This is a genomic window from Opitutia bacterium ISCC 52 (assembly GCA_014529675.2).
Taxonomy (GTDB): Bacteria; Verrucomicrobiota; Verrucomicrobiia; order Opitutales; family UBA2995; genus UBA2995.
This window is the reverse complement of the sequence record CP076040.1, coordinates 1,523,823-1,540,990: the sequence shown is the minus strand read 5'-3', so window position 1 is coordinate 1,540,990 and position 17,168 is coordinate 1,523,823. Positions and strand designations below refer to the sequence as shown.

The following is a 17,168-nucleotide window of genomic DNA, read 5'->3' as shown; positions in this document are numbered from 1 at the left end:
CTCAGTCTTGAACCATGCCCCGACCTAGCGCACGGAATATCAACAAATGGCCAAACAATGCTGCCTGCACATGAAACGTAGGTAACCAAACATAAGGCACATGAGTGACAAAGGTGTTGGCGGGGTCATTGAAGAAAAATCGAAATGGGAGCGGCATTGAAAGAACCGCAATCACCACAATATTTATAAGGAGAAGCAGCCCGAGCACATTCCAGACAAAGATAGCTTTAGCGCCCACTTTCTTTCGAGAAAACTGGTAGGCCATCACCAAAGCGCTCAGCCCAGCGAGGATATCAAAATTGAGTCCGGTGTAGGTCATTTGTTTCGGGACAACGCCTTCCAAATACATTTGATGCAAAAATACCTCCACCAATACCCGGAAGCCCTGAAAAGTAATCAGCCAAGTGATACCCGCTCCTTTGATGACTAACAAACCGATCCGAGACTGAGCGACTGCAATCGTCATGATGAGTGACATCCCCACCACGACTAAAATCATGGGTGGAGACTTATCGAAATCCTGCAGGAGGCCTTGGTTAGCCATCATTGCCACTCCCGCCAACCAAACGCCGATAACGAAGGACATCATGAGCCCCTTGGAGGCCGGTATAGATCCATCTTGGTATATCCCCCGCATTAACGAGATACGAAATCCATACCATAGACCGATCGTGATAAAGATAAAGAGTCCGACTAAATGTATAGGTGCTTCCGGCATAATCAAAATAATGCAGCTAGGCTTATGAAACCCTTAGCCTCAATCTTCAATCCGAATAATATTAACTGGGCAATTTTCTTCGGCTTCCTTCAACGCTTCACGGTCTTCTTCAAACCCTTCGCCAAACTGGAGCGTATCTTTGACTTTGAGAATGGAATGTAGCTCAGCCAACCCTTCATCGTTCATAAACCAATAATTGGGCGCCACATCGCAACAGACATCACAGCCAATGCATTCTGGTTGTTTATGGATAATTCTAAGCATTCTGGCATTAGGTGCCGACCGGCTTCATCAGATAGATCTTATCATTCTTTCGCACCTTTTTAGATACGCGAATAGAGAAGACATCTTTGGGCTTCACAGTTTCGATGACGCCTGCATCCAGACGCATTTCTTCAATTTTCCCATCCACTACCCCAGTGGTATCACCTATGATGACGTATTCATCACCGACATTAACTTTCCCTGTCGAGGTAATTTCAGCGACACCGAGCTTGTTGTAGAAATGAGAAACCTTACCGACCTGAATCTTTTGCTTGGTAGCCTTAGAACCGTAGTTCCCTGACCAACCCTGCTCACGACCGAGGTAATAACCATCGGATAACCCGCGGTTATAAACGGACTTCAAATCTACGAGCAGCTCTTCCACAAACTCCTGGTTATAGGTACCAGCATGCACAGCATCGATCGCTCTACGGTAGGCGGTGATCACGGTATGCACGTATTCAGGAGCTCGTCCACGCCCTTCAATTTTCAAAACCTTGATCCCGGAATGCAGAAGTTGGTCGAGAAAATCGATGGTAGAAATGTCGTTTGGAGACATGACGAAATTGTTGTCGATGGTCAGCTTCTTACCGGTCTCCTTGTCGACTACATCGTATTCCTTACGGCAATTCTGAACACAGGCTCCACGATTGGCAGAGGCATTGTCCGTATATTGAGACATGCCACAACGACCCGACACCGCGATACACAATGCACCGTGAGCAAAGGCTTCGATTTCTGCGGGGCGTCCATTGGGGCCACGCAAATCAGCTTCAACCACCTGTTCGTAGAGTTTACGAATCATGCTGAGGTTCAACTCACGCGCTAAAACGATGCGGTCACAAAATTGGGTGTAGAATTTGAAGGACTCAAAATTGGATACAGAGAGCTGAGTCGATAAATGCACTTCGAGACCCAACTCACGCGCTCGCATGATACAGGCCATATCCGAAGCAATGACTGCATCGACTTTGTTTTCAGCCGCTGATTCAAGCAGTTTGAAAACAAGTTTCAAGTCGTGGTCATAGAGCAAGGTATTCAGCGTCAAGCAGGCTTTCACTCCGCCCTCACGACAAATATCCATTATTTCGGGCAAATCCTGCACGCCAAACGAGCGTCTGGAACGGGCCCGCATATTAAGCTGAGCCAGGCCAAAATACACGGCATCAGCACCCGCAGCGATACCCGCCTGCAAGGAAGGGTAGCAACCCGCAGGTGCAAGCAACTCAGTTTCGGGCAATGGAAGGTCGGCGTTCATCTTGAAAAAAGTGGCTAGTTAATGGACGTGAAGCCGTTACTTAGTCAAGCGGAACCCATTTTCAATGCTCTCACGAGCATCGCTACAATATCGTCGTAGCCATGGTCGTAAGACCATGGACCTTTCAACATACCCTTACCCAAAAATGTTTTTTGCGTTGTAGCCATGGTCGTAAGACCATGGAATCTAGACCATGCCTCCCCCTGAAAAACGGTCGCTTCCACGATTAACCAAAGAGGCATATTTGGGACATGTCTCCGTTTTTTGGACCCACACCATCCACAACCGAAACACTGGATGGTTGACCCCCTCATTTCACCAATCATTCAGAGAACTTCTCTGTCATATGCTGGCGAGATATTCCGCCATCTGCCCGGTCTACTGTCTAATGCCCGACCACATTCATCTCCTCATTTCAGGAATTGATGCGTCATCGGATCAACTCCGATTTACGAAGCTATTCAGGAAGGAGTTCAATGGGTTAATATGTCCCCATAAATTACAATCCCAGGCACATGATCATGTGCTTCGGGAAGAAGAACTGGAGAGATCTGCCTTTCAATCAGTTGCCCATTACATACTGCAAAATCCAATTCGCAAAAACTTGGTCGAGAATTGGAAGGACTATCCATTTAAAGGTTGTGTGGTTCCAGGCTATTTCGACTTGGATCCAAGAAAGCATAATTTCTGGGGATTATTTTGGAGAATTCACAACAAACTTGTGTGCTCTACTTAATCAATGCTCTCACGAGCATCGCTACACTTTTATTGTAGTCATGGTCGTAACACCATGGGTCTTCCAATCCCAGGTTACTCAACCTCGAAGATGCCTTCAATCTCCACGGAAATATTTCCAGGAAGAGCAGCCACACCGAAAGCGGATCGAGTACCAACACCCGCGTCCTCACCAAAAACATCTGCAAATAGTTCACTACAGCCATTGATTACGGCTGGATGACTGTAAAAATCAGGAGCGCTGTTCACGAGTCCCAATAATTTCACTACACTTTTGATTCTATCCAGCGAGCCTAGCTGGTCCTGCAAAGTAGCTAGGATGGCGAGCCCGGTTTGCCGCGCAGCCTGAGTTGCAAATTCCTGGTCTACTTGGTCGCCCACTCTTCCTACATACAAGGATCCATCACTCTTGTAGGGTCCATGTCCTGAAAAATAGGCCAGGCCGTCTACAACCACCACTGGCTTGTAAACACCGCCTTTAGGTGGTGGGGGTGGAAGTTCCAGTCCAAGTTCTTTAATTTTTGCTTCTGCACTCATAGTTAATGATGTTCAAAGTTCTTAGCGCGATGGCCAGTTCCGATTTGCCAAAGCGCTCAATTGTACGCACACCTCCTGGTAAAGTTCATCACCAGCCAAATTATTCATTTCCAGTGGATCGAACGCTTGGTCATAAAGTTCGAACCCCGCTTCACCTGCGGTCCCCCACTCCACATAACGCCATCGATCGGTACGCACACTATAGCCAGGTGTATCCAGATAAAGAGTTTGGATAAAGGCAGGTCGACTCCAGGCCATCTTTGGGTCTTCCAGCAACGGACGTAAGCTCACTCCCTCCAGCTCACTCGGTGGATTAAGATCTGCCAAATCTGCGAGAGTCGGATAGATGTCCACGAACTCTACGATACGGGGACTGCCACTTGGAGAGGCTTCCATTCCAGGAACGCGAAAAATCAACGGAGCTCGAGCGGATTCCTCATACAAACTATTCTTTCGCCAAAGTCCGTGTTCACCCAAGTGATACCCGTGGTCTCCCCACAGAACGACGATGGTGTTGTCACGCAAGCCAAGGCGGTCGACTGCCGCGAGTAAGCGTCCTATCTGCGCATCCGCAAAGGAAATACAGGCATCATAAGCGAGTATACAATCGCGTGCTTCATCTTCAGTCGTTCCGAAATTAGGCCAATCTGCGGTCGAGCTCAATGCACCAGCCGGAACCGTGTCACGATACTCGGGAGGCAAATAAGGAACCTGGGTTGTTTCAAGGTCATAGAGTTCAAAATATTTCTTGGGTGCGATGTAGGGCGTGTGCGGACGATAGAGTCCGGCAGCGATAAAGAAGGGTTCGTCTTTCCGCTGTTCCAACATGCGAATCGTTTCATCCACCACTTTCCCATCGGTCTGTTCGGCATCTTCGCCTTCCGCTTTGAGAAAACCCATCGTGTCAGTAATGGCCAATTTATGGGTGTAAATAGTCATAAGATCTTTGTCATCTACATCCCGACCCCTGGGATTTACGACTTCATGCCAGGAGGCACGGTCATCGGGGCCACTCGTGCCAATATCCAATGGCACCCGTTGGTGAAAAATCTTTCCCACGCGCCCGGTAAAGTAGCCGTTCTTTTTAAAAAGTTGTGGCAAGGTCACCGCGTCAGGAGCCAACTCACGAAAGGACATCCGGTTATTGATCATGCCGGTTGTTTGCGGACGCAGTCCAGTTAACACAGACGTTCGACTGGGACCGCATGAGGGATACTGACAATAGGCACGATCGAAGCGCACTCCTTCTGAAGCCAGGCGATCAATATGGGGAGACGTAATGCGATCAAAGCCATAGCAACCAAGACGAGTATTTAAATCATCAATAGCGATAAATAATACATTGGGCTGCTTTGGTATCTGAGCTGTGAGGTTAATCGAAACCGACAGGAATGAAACCAGTAAGAAGATTCGAAGATGGTTCATCATTCCCTTATTGCTTTGATTGATGATAGAGCTTCACACCCTTTTCGTCTCGGAAGTCAAAGATGAGCTCTGGCTTTCCTCCACTTCCATTTGGTTCCACTCTCACCAAAAGGAATCCACCCGATTTAGGATTCTGGGAATAAACCTGATTCACGAGTGCGTCCGGATCCGTTCCATTCGGATTTCCCGGATTCACTCCCAGCCGAGAGTTGGTATCCGTTAAAGCACCACAGGCGAACTCTTGAATTCCTTCTGGAGAAATCGAATGATACTGCCAATGACGATCACCCGTAATCAGGTAAAAATTATCGTGCCCAATTCCGGTATCAACCAGCCATTTAAAGAACTCATCCCTCTCATGCCTAAAACCTAGAATATTGGTGTGATTGTCGAACTTGTGCAGTGAATCAGGACCGATCATCGGCGTCGGAGATATCATTATTTTAAAGGGAGCATCACTTGCCTGAAGTGTCTGCTTGAGCCATGCCTTTTGCTCTGCCCCCCAAATGGTTTTTTCGGGTCCATCTTCCATGGCATTGGGAGATCGATACATCCGGTTTTCCACGAACCACACCTGAAGCTCTTTAGAAACTCTGTAAGTTCGGTAGGTCTTTACATCCATGTCACCATGTTCTCCAAACGGCAACTGTTCCAGCAACATGCGCCGAGCATCCCCCGGTGTAGGCAGATAATCTCCCGTGATGTCTCCATCATCAATACGATAGTCGTGATCGTCGACTTCCCAGAACGTCGGAACCTCAGCAAACAAATCACGAAAGCGTGGCTGGACGAACTGCTCGTGCCATTTCTGGCGCATCTCCGGCACCGTTTCGGCGCGGGGCTCTTTCGGCGTATCGTAGTAAACCGTATCACCAGCACCGACTATAAAGTCGGGCTTAATTTTTAAGAGTGTTTCGAGTCCAGGATACCCAAGATGCTTATCAGGACCATCATAGGGATCCGCCAACTCGGTCGCGTTATGGAGAAGATGGATTTCTTTATCGATCCGGTTGTCGCCGTGAAACTTGGCATAGTTCATACAAGTCACCACGGCAAACTGAACAGGCACTGACATATTCTTACCTGGATGCGTTTTAAAATGTGCAGAAGGACCCTCATTCATCATACGGAGGTTGGTCCCGATCTCTGTATCAATCCGATAAGAGGTGTTCGGCTCTAACTCGTCAAACGCTGCTCGGGCAATGAAGTCACGAAATTCCACTGCGTCGACTTGCGTTCGGCTGATCTCCTTCTGGTCGGATTCACGAATCAAGGTGAACACCACGACTCCCTCCATTCCGGGTACGTCGCCATCAACCAAAGTATCCGACTCAGTCAGTCGAACTTGAGCGAGGGCCGTCGTATCGGTGACTTCCCCTACCAGAACTCCCTGGCCAGCCATCGGCTTTTTCAAAACACCACACGATTGGAAGAATAAGCAAACCGAAAGGAAAGCCATACAGGGGATATAGCGACAGGACATGCCTTAACGTTTTCATTCCTCAACTTGATGGCAAGGAAATGCGTCAGACTGACAGAGAAAGCAGCTCAACCCATTCTGTTTATTGATGGCGAGAAGAACCCAATCAGTACACAAGCTGTAATCGATAGACTGTCCAGTCAGTGAAACGGACAAATAAGCTCCGTTCGCATAGATCTAGCCGACAAAGACTCACTTGCCTTCTGGTTCAACGAAATCAGAGATCCCATCCTCAACTGGTTTGAGGAGACGTATTAAGTTTCTTGTTTCCCGTAGACCTTTTGCCGGACTTCTTTCTGAAATGAATGAAGAATCCCAAACCAAAGGCGTAGACCACTTCAAAAATACAGAACCATAGTAACTTCTTGGCCGTTCCATCGTCGAAGCCATAACTGTGTAAGCCCACTTGTAGTAGGTTCACCCCAAACCAGGCGACAGCCACAGTTATCGGCGTAAGAGCCAAGGCTACTGAGAAGCTCAATTCTTTTAAACGACCAGCCAGTCGCCCGTGAACGACCGCCAAGAGCCACAGAACAATGAGTAACGCCCCATTCTCCTTGGGATCCCAACCCCAAAAGCGTCCCCAGGATTGGTCACCCCAGATACCTCCAAGAATTGTGCCAAACGTGGTGAAGAACACCGCGACTAAAGCAACGCCATAAGACACCTTAAATATACTCAATTGCTGTTCCCGATCATCAGGCTTTATCACGCGAATGAACAAATAGGCATGGGCTGCTAGACCTGCCAAAAGCGCAATTGAATAACCAATCGAAATAGTCTGAACGTGAGTCAGCAACCAGAACTTGGTATTTAATACCGCAACCAACATTTGATTGGTATCTCCATCCAATGCATAGCGCGAACCAATGTAATTGAGTATGACACCAGCAACGGATCCGAGAATCAGTCCCAGAGTATCTCGTCGAATAAATTCTATAACGACGGCCACCAGTACCAAAAATGCGGATACAAAGATAATAGACTCGTAGAGTGTGCCCACCGGCGGACGAGCCATAATATAGACACGCATCGCTATGCCGCCCATATGGATACATAATCCAGCAACTAGACAAGCAAGCGAACCAATACTTAACCACTTACTATTGAACATGTAGCTAAGCAGCAGAAGAAGAAAAGAGAATGTGTAAAGGAGCGTGCTTATAAAAAACAGATTAGACTTATTATAGAATAACTCAGAGCTGTAACGCACATCGGTTGTCAAAGAAGCATTGGCCGTTTCAACCAACCCGGACACGTCCGCGAATGGATCGTTTTTAAAGGCCGCATAGATCGCTTCCAGTTCCTGGATTCGCGACGCTTCCCAATCTGAAAAAACACGCCCATCCATGATGCCCCAAACGGATGTCCAAAGGCTTTCTTCTTGATCTCCTTCTGGCTTTAATACCTGCAATATATCCGCGGACTGATCTGCCATCTTGACTTGCAAGACTTGAACCAGACCCACCATGGCACTTTCTTTTTCATTAATGTCATCGCCCGCTTGCCGCCCCTGCAACGCCTGTAGTTCAGCCGCCAAAGCCTCGCGCGATTCCATGAACTCTCGATAAGTGTATGCTTTTCCAGCTTCCAGACCGATAGCATCAGCTAACGCTGCATTACTAATCGTAATGTCCGCTTCCAGGGCTGTCCATGCTCTGCTAAGCGCCAAGTATTGCATGACCTTGCGATAAACGACCAAGGTCTGCGTCTCAGCTCGCGTCCTAGCTTCGGGGTCTTTTTCACTCAACTGGCGCAAAGATTCCATACGCTCGTTGATGGCCTCACTCAAGGTGCGGAAAGAGTAATAAGGATCCTTGCGATTGAAACCGATTCCCAATCCAATGATCGCATCTTTTTCGTCCAGCATCCTGAACACCTTACGCTCATAGGCAATTTCGGGAAACAGCCACAACTCCAACAACCAATCAATAGCCTTTTGCCCGTCGATGGAGGCACTACTGCGATACAATAATAGCTGCGACCGTGCATACGTATCCAAAGGTTTGAGACGGCCTTGATCTTGAACGACCAACGCAGCCAGATCTCCGGCTTTGACGGGTGACTCGTAAGACCCCCCATGAGCGACTAATGCACCCAGGCAAACAATAAAGCTTAACAGAAATGTTTTCATTACGCCGAAACCTCCTTTTTATGTTTGGACCGTACGATTAATTTTGGAACTTGAATGATTAAATGGAGGAAGAGCCCAAGCGCCATGATGCAACTCGAGATGTAAGGATAATTGCGCCCGGCGTTCTGCACTACTTGAAGCACAGTTCCCTCATCCGAAGTCTCCTCAAAGAAGGAGAATTGATAAAAGGTGTAGTCGAGATTGCGGAGAGGTTCATTCATCGAGATCAATACCTCCCGTTTAAAATCGCCACTTACGACATTTACGAGTGAACTGTAGTGCGAAGGTGTATTGGTCCCAGGATAAACTTTTTGCACGAAGTCGATCAGCTCAACAGCGAAAGGCAATTGATAGCGTTTGTTTCGCAGTTCAATCACGTATTCCTTTCCACCGGCTGTAACTACTTGAGGCACTCTCATGTGTTGAAACACCAGGTAGGTGCCATCTGCATCGCCATCTAACCCTTTGATCGAGATGAGCATCCCGGCCATATTCGTTTCATGCTCCAGCTTTAGCTCTTTCTCAACAAGCTGAAACCGTTTTGCAGCTCCTCGCAAATGACCAGCGGCTTCGCCTTCCATCTGACCAAGGTCTACATTGCGATGATAGCTCTCCAAGGTGATTGTAAACGGAAAGTCTGGATCCGAAATAACAGCACCCTCTTGAATGTATTCATTCGAAAAAGCGATGACTGCGTCGTGATCTTCAGGTGATTTGTCGATGACCGCGATCTCGAGGATGTGAAAATCATCAAAGTAGGAAGTCGTCGCCCCTTCAGGAATTACCATTCTTCCTTCTTTTGAAAAGTAAGCAGTAAAAAATCCACCTAGCAGCAGCAGCAGCATGCCCGAGTGAGTCACCAAGGTTCCAAATCGATTCCACCGTAATGGGCTCTTAAAAACCAACTTACAAAATAGATTAACGAACATCACCGTCATGGCCAATCGACCACCTGGGAAAATTACCCACACAAACCACGACGAGAAATATTTGTGCTGGGCCATATAGAGCCCCACGTATTTTTGATCTATTGTTCCAAAGACCAGCAATACGATCATCCAGATCGCGGTATAGAAAAAGATTTCCGGGGTCGCCAGGAAATCGATGAGCTTTTGAGCTCCTGATTTTGTCTTTCTATCACTCATACAACTGGGTCTAAAGATTTTTAAATGCGATTGAGTTACAGAAGGCTTCGAAATCTAGTCGTGCTTCTTCAAGGCCAGCTGCCGTAGCGGTAAACTTCGCAAAAAGAACAAATTCGGGTTGCTCGAATATGCCAGCCGCGATCGCGCTGGATGGATTGTCCGGATTGATCAAGGTGATATGCAGGTACTGTTGACCTTGGGCTGTATTATGGAGGTGAGCCACTTGGGCCAATTCCTCCGGTTGGGCAGGACCGAGACCAATCTGACCACGCCAGCGATTGATATTCGCCATGGTTCCCCCTGCTCCACCTCCGAGCTGAACCAGCGAGAAGTCTCCTGTTTCTCCGTTCGATAATGGCACATCGTAACTAGCCAAGCGCATGGATGAGGATTTCCCTTCCACCCAACTGCTTGGAGTTACCCAGGTAAAAGGTAAACCCGTGTCGGTTACAGTGCCGCTACCTGCACCTGCAGATGCCATGACATCCGCTTGAGGCACGGCGGTTTTGCTTACCTTGTATTTCTGCACCGAGGGTTCTTTTGAACAAGCGATGAACAGCGACAGGATCACCGATACGATCGCGGACAATGCGGTTTTTGTTAGTTTCATGCGCACAATAGGGCTGGAAGACGGGCCATCGGAAAAAAGATCCCCGATTTTGGCCAGATAAATAAGGTAACAGCCAAGTGTGGAGTCAATGAAGTTAGAACGATTTCCGAAGGATTTAGTGCAACTTATTCGAGAAATAAGAAGGGAACTTGATTTTTCAGGAGTTAAGACTAATTGAAGCCCTAAATAATCCCAAAACCATCCATTTTATCCTAGGCTTTTGAAAAAGCTTCGTGCAAATACATAGGCCCATCATGCACTTGCGACCTGCTTGCTTGCTCTTATCCTTAATTATCACCACGTCCTCCCTTTCGGGAATTGAAATTTTCCTGAAGAATGGCGACCGCTTACAAGGCGATCTCGTCGTTGAATCGGATGACCATCTCACTCTGCGTCATCCAATCCTGGGTGAGATCGAGATTGCGAAGAAAGACCTCGCCGAATGGCCCTTGCTCGAGCATCCAGTGGCACCGGCTATAGCCAGCTCTGAGCCTAAAGCTGAGAAGCCAAAAGCTGAGGAAACGAAAAAGGTTTCCAAACCAGAGTTGGCGGAGTCAAAGGAACCCAAGGAACTCGAACCAAAAGATCAGGGAGAGGCATCCGGAGTTAAACCTATCGTGAAGCAAATTCCGATTTACGTGCGGAACACACCCAAGGAGTTGGTTGAAACATTGAAGCGGATGAACTCAAGATTCGGTTTTTCATTCACCGATCGAGCCAGCCGCAGGGATCAGACTGACTTTCGAATCTTCTACAACAGCCGTTGGAAAAACGGAAAAAGTGAATACCGACTAGATTCAGACTACCGTTACAGCGAAACAGATGGTGATACGAGTGCTGATCGCTACAGCGGTATTTTTCGATTTCGCCGACAACAGCAAAGAGACCTTTTCATCCAGGCTTCTTCCTCATACCGCCGGGATCCCCTTAGAAAAATCAATCACATGATCGAACAAGGCCTCGGTGGAGGTTGGAAGAAAAAGGTCTCACCTTCTTTTGAATATTCAGTGGGTGGTGAAGCTGCGATAAAGTTCGAAGACTTCAATAATGGCAGCAGCGATCTAGGTGGGTTCGAGTTTCTAACTTCCGTCTTCCAGGATTCTGTTTATGACATCGGCAAGAGCTACTCACTAGTCCAGGAAGCTGAAGCCTATATAGCACCCGATGATAATGAAAACTGGGGTTACCGGTTTGAAGTCAAGCTGGACGGTAAAATCACCAATGGCTTCACCGTCCGGTTAGGTTACGAATACAGCTTCGACAATATTGTGGCGAGAAACGTGCCTCAGAAAGAAACGCTGCTAAGCAGCTCGATGATCTATACGTTTTAGGGACTCACAAGGTATTTTGTAGGAGCCAATTACAAAGGACACTGAGCTCCCACTTCGGATCACGGATAACTGAACACCTATCTACTTCTCAAGAGGCTTCGCCAACCGCGTTAAGAGCTAGCCTTGCACAAAGACAGAAGGCACACATTCAGGAGAGAAAGACAAAGAGTAAAAGGAAGACAAAGAAGCCGAATTCACTGACCACTGACCACTGCAAGGACTCATTTCCCAGCCTCAACGGCTAGAAACTGCTCCGGATCAACCGCCTCGGCGTCTTTCCACAAATCATCTAGTTGGTAGAATTCACGCTGCTCAGGCAAAAACATGTGGATCATGACATCGAAGGCATCAATCACAGCCCAGCCTGTCCCCTGCCCCAGATCACTGCCGACAAGCTGGATCTTCTCATCCTTCATATCACGGGACACACTGTTGATCAGAGCTTTCAGATGGGGTTCGGAATTACCGGTGGCCAGAACATAAAAATCGGTGATCGAGGATAACTCGCCGACATAGAGCACCTTTAAGTCTTCTGCTTTTCGGTCATCCAATGCACGGATGGTCGTTTTGAGGACGAGTTCTAATTCCTCAGGAATCTCCTTAAAATCCATATATTTACGTAAAAGTTTAAAAAATTCTAGATGTGATGAAGAACAAGGTGCAGTTCGCGAAAATGCGAGGGAGCGTAGACAACTACGTGACCAAGCGGATTGTGAGCTGCAACGCTGTTATTCGCGGATGCAGAATTTAGACTGCAAAAGCGGGTCTTAGATTTCGTCCTCTTCACTAATTCTGCATACGGGATACAAATTTCCATTACGCGCTATTATTCAATCATTTATATCTTTCACTTTTGCAGTCGATTGAAACTTTAGGTTAATCTCGATAATATTTTTTAGCCACGATAAGCTCGTGAACGGCTGTTGGCAACAGGTGATTCACCGATTCATCAGCCGCGATCATACGGCGAATGTCGGATGAGGCGATGTCCAAGATGCGGGATTTTACCTCCGAAAATCGCAACCCTGGGATGGCAGGAATTTTTGTTCTGTCAATCTCGTATCCAGGTCGAGACTTCACACTGAACTTCATTAAGCTGCACAGCTCTTCGATATCTTTCCATTTTTCGAGCAATTGCAACTGATCACCGCCGATTATCCAACTGAACTCCGTTTTCGGATGGGTAGCCTTAAGTCGCTTCACCGTATCGACCGTGAAACTAACACCCCCACGATCAATTTCGCTGCGATTCACCTTATAGGCAGGATTCCCCGAAACAGCTGCCTCCAGGAGTTCAATCCGTTCCTCAGCGCCAAGAAATGTCTGGTGCTTCTTCAATGGAGATTGGGCGGCTGGCATGAACCAAACCTCATCTAACCCCAATTGCTTGTACGCTTCATCCGCCAAGGATATATGCCCCAGGTGGACCGGGTCAAAAGATCCACCTAAAATGGCAACTGACTTTGGAGAATGGCTCATAGAGTGTGCAAAAATGTAAAACTCAGACGAATTACTACTTTCACGGGAAAGGAAAGGGAAATTTTTCTTTCCATAGGAAAAGAATGAAACTCAACTGACTGCATCTCATCTCCCAACTTTTAGAAAATACAGACTTTCACCGCTAAAAATGAACGGTCACAACTTGTTTCTTCAACCGTTTGCCGACATCTGGTGATATATCCAATATGGCGCATAGTAATTTATCCGAAGACCTAAAAGGCCTCCTCCTTCATGGAAACGACGAGGGCATCACCATGTCCAACCTCGTCGATGCTCTGGGAGACAGGGGCTTCGGACTCCTTTTTATCATCCTTTCCCTTCCCAGTGCCCTGCCCATTCCAGCTCCGGGCTACAGCACCCCCTTTGGCATTATGATCACCATCCTGGCCATCCAGATGATGGCCGGTCGACAATCTCCATGGCTCCCCCAATGGGCCGCTAAAAAACGGATTGGTCGCAAAATGGCTGAACGCATGATCGGAACCGCCTCCAAATTTTTCGGCAAAGTGGAACACCTCATCAAACCTCGCTGGGGATGGGTCCTGGCCAAGAGTGGTCACATTTTCGCAGGCATCCTCATTATCGTCATGGCCTGCCTCATGATTCTGCCCATTCCCTTAACCAACACGGCCCCCGCCATGGTCATATTTGTCATCGGTGTCGCCATGACCGAAGACGACGGTCTCGGCATGCTCGCTTCCTGCGGCTTAGCCATTTGCGCTGTTCTCCTTTACGTCGGCGTATTCTGGGCCATCAGCTACTACGGCTTGCAAGGAGTCGATGAACTCAAAGAGATCGTCAAAGGCTGGTTTTAGGTATGGCGTGCTTCGCCGAAGCCGCCGAGTCACAATCTCCCACAATCAAGGCTTGCACTGAGAAAAGCCCTTACTAACTTCGCTTTCTTTTAATGGGCCCAGGTGGCGGAATAGGTAGACGCTGTGGACTTAAAATCCATTGCCCGTGAGGGCGTGCGGGTTCAATTCCCGCCCTGGGTACCATTAAGTTCTTCCTCTTGTTCCGGTTTACTGCGTGCCCGGTCTTGTCGTCATTTCTTTCCTCGGAACTCTTCCTCTTCCTCATTTGATAAAGAATTATAGGGCAGAGAAAAACACTTAGATTAAATTCCTAACAATTTAATCTTTCGCCCGATTGCCGCATAGCGAAGAGTGGTCCCCCCTTATTTCACCAACTATCTCTAATCTAGAGAATTGATATAGGCTAATCCGACTCCCTCAGCTCCTTACGGTGAAACCGCAATCCTTGCATCCAACGGGATGCTTTTTCATTGGCGGCCTGAATGAGCTGAACGTTTTCGAGATCCGGCTTCTCAAACTCGTCGAGCAGCCCTCGCCTCCTGGCCTTGTTGCGTTGGTAAGCTCCACAGAGGTGGAAACCGATGCATCCCGTATTCTCCATTAATCCGTCCATTACTTTCGCATACCAGTTTCCGTCGGCCCGTGTGAAATTATTCTCCCCTCGTTGAATACCGGACGCATCGGCCAGTAGCACTGGCAGGCCCGTTTCCTTGTGCCAGTATTCCAGGTGTTTGATCGGATCACGAAAGTCCTGAAACGAAAGCACATCGATGTAAGGCGAGGCCGCTTCAATCAGTGGTATGGCGATATGGGCATTCGCTTCAAGACGATCGCCCAGAATCAGATGATGCTTGTCGTGACGGCGAATGGCGTCGTGCGTGGTTTTATAATACTGCTTGGCCAGGGCTCTCAGCTCGTCACGACCAGTTTCAGAATCGAGCTTTTTAGGGTCAAAGATCGGTCCACGCCATTTGTTCTCAGCACGGTCGTGGGTCCAGGTGGGACAGTCACTGTAGAAATAACCAATCAGGTTGGGATCGTCTTTCAACTCCGCGCAGTGATCTCGAGCGATGTAGTCACAACGTTCAATCCAATCGTCACTGAAGAAGTCGTAGTGCACGGTATGCTTCTCCCACTGATGCGATTCCATGAAAGGCAGCAGATGGCAGTATGGCATATCCAGAGCTCTATACTCATCCACCGTAAAGGGGCGTGAGTGCCGCCATTTTCGAACCGTGACCTCCTGCACCCAACCGACGGAGTTGAAACCCCAGGCCTTAAGATTGGGAACTACCGACTCCTCAATCCATTTTATAGTGCTGCCGTCATACTTGTCTTCCCAGATATGGATATTTTCCGGATAGCGCAAACTGGCCGGATCGATATGGTTCAGGCCCAAGGTGAAAAACGGTTTTCCATCGGGGGTAATCAACAGCCAGTGGCCATCCACTTGTCCCAAGGTAAAAAAGCCTTCGGAGTCTAGTTGTGTCGTCTTGGCCGGGGCAGCCTCCATCAACCGGGATCCCAGCGTTAGTCCCAGCCCTGCGGCAACGGAGCGTTCAATAAATTGTCTACGATTCATAAATTTCTTGGTTTTAGATGCTTATTACTAATCTCTCGTTTCTGTTCACCGATTACTGATCACTGATTACTCAAACCCTACGGATACTCAATCGTGGGACTCTTTCTAAGAAAGGCTCTGCGGTCACTTACCACTTGGCGATATCGTTGCAGCGTTTCGTGAAACTTTGTATCCAAAGCCTGGATTGTGGAATCTTCATGTGAGACTTTTACCGTGTCCAGCATCCGCGTATTAAATTGTTGTACTGTTCTTATGAGGTGCGACTGAGGCTCGCCATCGATTGTGTAAAAGCCTGGTTGCCCCCGATCATAAGCCTTCTCGGTTGGGAACTGATCGAATAGGCAGGCGCAAAAATCTACTCCAATGTAATCCGGATCCTGAGAGATTCGATCGGATAAGATATCGTAAAGAACGAGCCGGTCTATGTGGTCAGGAACCGGGCCAGGCGTCCCGCCCTTTCGGATGAGATTCGGCTCGTACACGTTTCCGAACGGCTGGTCGCTGATGAGAGCCGGCTTATCGAGAGCTTCCACGACTTGCCGAATAGGAAAAACCTTACTGACGTGCTGAGGCGCGATCACATCGATGTAGGGGTCGACTCGTCGCCACATATCCATGTTCAAAGTGGCCTCTTTGACATAGGACCCGAAAATCATATGGTTTTGGTCATACTTCCGGATGGCCTCATGCCCGAGACGATAGACCTGCTCGATGATCTCGCCCAGCAAGACTTGAGCATCATCAAACATTGCTTGAGCGCCCAGCTCGTCGGGCATTTGCGCGAGACTCATTTTGAGCAGCCGTATCCATTCTGGATAGACTAGAGATCCCGACTGCTTCAGCTGTCCGAAGGACCGAAACTCTGTGCCGTAAACTTTGTTCAAGGAATCGATATCACCCTGATAGCGGTCTTCCAACAGGCCCAGTAGGCGGGATCGCCCGGGACTGCCGATTCGCTCGATCGTAGAATTTATCCAGCCAACCTCTCGATCCCAAGATCCAAACCCGTAATAATAGCCCATTATCCACGGATTGTCCTTCAGCTTGGGCACGTATTTGGCGACGAGGTCATTGACGTATGTAATGTATTCATCACTGAATACGTCAGGCTGTTTTTCTCCTGGCTTTAACTCGACATTGTGTTTGATGAGCGGGATTGGAAACCCGTAAGGGATTTCGCTCTCCGCGAAAATGCGTTCCGCCAATTCCTTATCGACAAAACCCACTCGCATGCGCTCAGGACAATAGGGGCCACTCCACACGCAGTTGTACCCCAAGTCTCGCATCCGCTGAATGGTTCCTCGCAACCAGGCCTCCTGGTCGCCACCATAAGTGAAGGTGATAGCGCCCTGCATATAATCCGTAACCGGATGGGCCATCCCAATCCCCCAGAAGGCATTGCCCTCGGGTGTAACCAACCACCAACGCCCATCGATCTTTTCAGCGTGAAAGAAGCCGGTTTCCTTTCCATTGATATCGGTGAAGCCACCGTAGGTATCCAGCGACGCCGAGTGAGCAGCCGAGATCATCGATCCCCACAACAGGGCGGTAATCAGGGTAAATTCTATAAGAGACTTTTTGTTAATTAGTTGGATGGTTGGACATCTTAGAAGGTAGATGGGAAAAACGATAAA

General features: G+C 48.2%; 15 protein-coding genes and 1 tRNA gene. 3 read left to right on the top strand and 13 right to left on the bottom strand.

Translation table 11 applies throughout. The annotated features are described in order from the left end of the window. Nucleotide 1: 1 nt before the first annotated feature. From GA003_06715 to GA003_06675, 9 genes are all read right to left on the bottom strand, one after another. The gene (locus GA003_06715) at nucleotides 2-718 is read right to left on the bottom strand and encodes a hypothetical protein (protein ID QXD29656.1); all 717 of its coding nucleotides are present in this window, start codon (nucleotides 716-718) and stop codon (nucleotides 2-4) included. Between the two features lie 39 nt (nucleotides 719-757). After that, complete coding sequence (locus tag GA003_06710) at nucleotides 758-982, bottom strand: ferredoxin (GenBank protein QXD29655.1); 225 nt, start codon at nucleotides 980-982, stop codon at nucleotides 758-760. 7 nt (nucleotides 983-989) lie between these two features. Then, a complete protein-coding gene (locus GA003_06705) occupies nucleotides 990-2,240 on the bottom strand; it encodes a U32 family peptidase (protein QXD29654.1) in 1,251 nt (416 codons plus the stop codon). A gap of 810 nt (nucleotides 2,241-3,050) precedes the next feature. Beyond that, nucleotides 3,051-3,512, bottom strand: a complete 462-nt coding sequence (locus GA003_06700) for a RidA family protein (GenBank protein QXD29653.1) — start codon at nucleotides 3,510-3,512, stop codon at nucleotides 3,051-3,053. Nucleotides 3,513-3,533: 21 nt separating this feature from the next. Then, the gene (locus GA003_06695; GenBank protein QXD29652.1) at nucleotides 3,534-4,940 is read right to left on the bottom strand and encodes a sulfatase; all 1,407 of its coding nucleotides are present in this window, start codon (nucleotides 4,938-4,940) and stop codon (nucleotides 3,534-3,536) included. Nucleotides 4,941-4,944: 4 nt separating this feature from the next. After that, on the bottom strand, nucleotides 4,945-6,420 hold the full coding sequence (locus GA003_06690) for an alkaline phosphatase D family protein (GenBank protein ID QXD29651.1): 1,476 nt from the start codon (nucleotides 6,418-6,420) through the stop codon (nucleotides 4,945-4,947). Nucleotides 6,421-6,649: 229 nt separating this feature from the next. Next, complete coding sequence (gene ccsA, locus GA003_06685; GenBank protein ID QXD29650.1) at nucleotides 6,650-8,551, bottom strand: cytochrome c biogenesis protein CcsA; 1,902 nt, start codon at nucleotides 8,549-8,551, stop codon at nucleotides 6,650-6,652. Next, nucleotides 8,551-9,696, bottom strand: coding sequence for a cytochrome c biogenesis protein ResB (locus GA003_06680; GenBank protein ID QXD29649.1), 1,146 nt, complete (start codon nucleotides 9,694-9,696; stop codon nucleotides 8,551-8,553). Before GA003_06680 ends, ccsA begins: the two co-directional genes overlap by 1 nt. A 10-nt stretch (nucleotides 9,697-9,706) precedes the next feature. Then, entirely contained in the window at nucleotides 9,707-10,306 is a 600-nt protein-coding gene (locus GA003_06675) for a hypothetical protein (GenBank protein ID QXD29648.1), read from the bottom strand. Between the two features lie 254 nt (nucleotides 10,307-10,560). On the opposite strand from GA003_06675, the gene GA003_06670 reads away from it, so the two are divergent. Next, entirely contained in the window at nucleotides 10,561-11,637 is a 1,077-nt protein-coding gene (locus GA003_06670; GenBank protein QXD29647.1) for a DUF481 domain-containing protein, read from the top strand. 221 nt (nucleotides 11,638-11,858) lie between these two features. On the opposite strand, the gene rsfS is transcribed toward GA003_06670, so the two are convergent. After that, on the bottom strand, nucleotides 11,859-12,248 hold the full coding sequence (gene rsfS, locus GA003_06665; GenBank protein ID QXD29646.1) for a ribosome silencing factor: 390 nt from the start codon (nucleotides 12,246-12,248) through the stop codon (nucleotides 11,859-11,861). Nucleotides 12,249-12,513: 265 nt separating this feature from the next. Further along, complete coding sequence (nadD, locus tag GA003_06660) at nucleotides 12,514-13,116, bottom strand: nicotinate-nucleotide adenylyltransferase (GenBank protein ID QXD29645.1); 603 nt, start codon at nucleotides 13,114-13,116, stop codon at nucleotides 12,514-12,516. A gap of 206 nt (nucleotides 13,117-13,322) precedes the next feature. Here nadD and GA003_06655 point away from each other — a divergent pair, with 206 nt between their 5' ends. Beyond that, the gene (locus GA003_06655) at nucleotides 13,323-13,952 is read left to right on the top strand and encodes an exopolysaccharide biosynthesis protein (protein QXD29644.1); all 630 of its coding nucleotides are present in this window, start codon (nucleotides 13,323-13,325) and stop codon (nucleotides 13,950-13,952) included. 96 nt (nucleotides 13,953-14,048) lie between these two features. After that, a tRNA-Leu gene (locus GA003_06650) sits at nucleotides 14,049-14,135 on the top strand. Between the two features lie 220 nt (nucleotides 14,136-14,355). Here GA003_06650 and GA003_06645 read toward each other — a convergent pair. Together GA003_06645 and GA003_06640 are read right to left on the bottom strand one after the other, a co-directional pair. Next, a complete protein-coding gene (locus GA003_06645; protein ID QXD30359.1) occupies nucleotides 14,356-15,465 on the bottom strand; it encodes an agarase in 1,110 nt (369 codons plus the stop codon). Between the two features lie 146 nt (nucleotides 15,466-15,611). Next, nucleotides 15,612-17,063, bottom strand: coding sequence for a hypothetical protein (locus tag GA003_06640; protein QXD29643.1), 1,452 nt, complete (start codon nucleotides 17,061-17,063; stop codon nucleotides 15,612-15,614). Between the last annotated feature and the right edge of the window lie 105 nt (nucleotides 17,064-17,168).

Coding starts and splice junctions, on each gene's coding strand:
- GA003_06705 (QXD29654.1), bottom strand. CDS start 2,240: ATGAACGCCGACCTTCCATTGCCCGAAACTGAGTTGCTTGCACCTGCG.
- ccsA (QXD29650.1), bottom strand. CDS start 8,551: ATGAAAACATTTCTGTTAAGCTTTATTGTTTGCCTGGGTGCATTAGTC.
- GA003_06655 (QXD29644.1), top strand. CDS start 13,323: ATGGCGCATAGTAATTTATCCGAAGACCTAAAAGGCCTCCTCCTTCAT.
- GA003_06640 (QXD29643.1), bottom strand. CDS start 17,063: ATGATCTCGGCTGCTCACTCGGCGTCGCTGGATACCTACGGTGGCTTC.
- GA003_06695 (QXD29652.1), bottom strand. CDS start 4,940: ATGATGAACCATCTTCGAATCTTCTTACTGGTTTCATTCCTGTCGGTT.
- GA003_06645 (QXD30359.1), bottom strand. CDS start 15,465: ATGGAGGCTGCCCCGGCCAAGACGACACAACTAGACTCCGAAGGCTTT.
- GA003_06690 (QXD29651.1), bottom strand. CDS start 6,420: ATGTCCTGTCGCTATATCCCCTGTATGGCTTTCCTTTCGGTTTGCTTA.
- GA003_06680 (QXD29649.1), bottom strand. CDS start 9,696: ATGAGTGATAGAAAGACAAAATCAGGAGCTCAAAAGCTCATCGATTTC.
- GA003_06700 (QXD29653.1), bottom strand. CDS start 3,512: ATGAGTGCAGAAGCAAAAATTAAAGAACTTGGACTGGAACTTCCACCC.
- GA003_06670 (QXD29647.1), top strand. CDS start 10,561: ATGCACTTGCGACCTGCTTGCTTGCTCTTATCCTTAATTATCACCACG.
- rsfS (QXD29646.1), bottom strand. CDS start 12,248: ATGGATTTTAAGGAGATTCCTGAGGAATTAGAACTCGTCCTCAAAACG.
- nadD (QXD29645.1), bottom strand. CDS start 13,116: ATGAGCCATTCTCCAAAGTCAGTTGCCATTTTAGGTGGATCTTTTGAC.
- GA003_06675 (QXD29648.1), bottom strand. CDS start 10,306: ATGAAACTAACAAAAACCGCATTGTCCGCGATCGTATCGGTGATCCTG.
- GA003_06710 (QXD29655.1), bottom strand. CDS start 982: ATGCTTAGAATTATCCATAAACAACCAGAATGCATTGGCTGTGATGTC.
- GA003_06715 (QXD29656.1), bottom strand. CDS start 718: ATGCCGGAAGCACCTATACATTTAGTCGGACTCTTTATCTTTATCACG.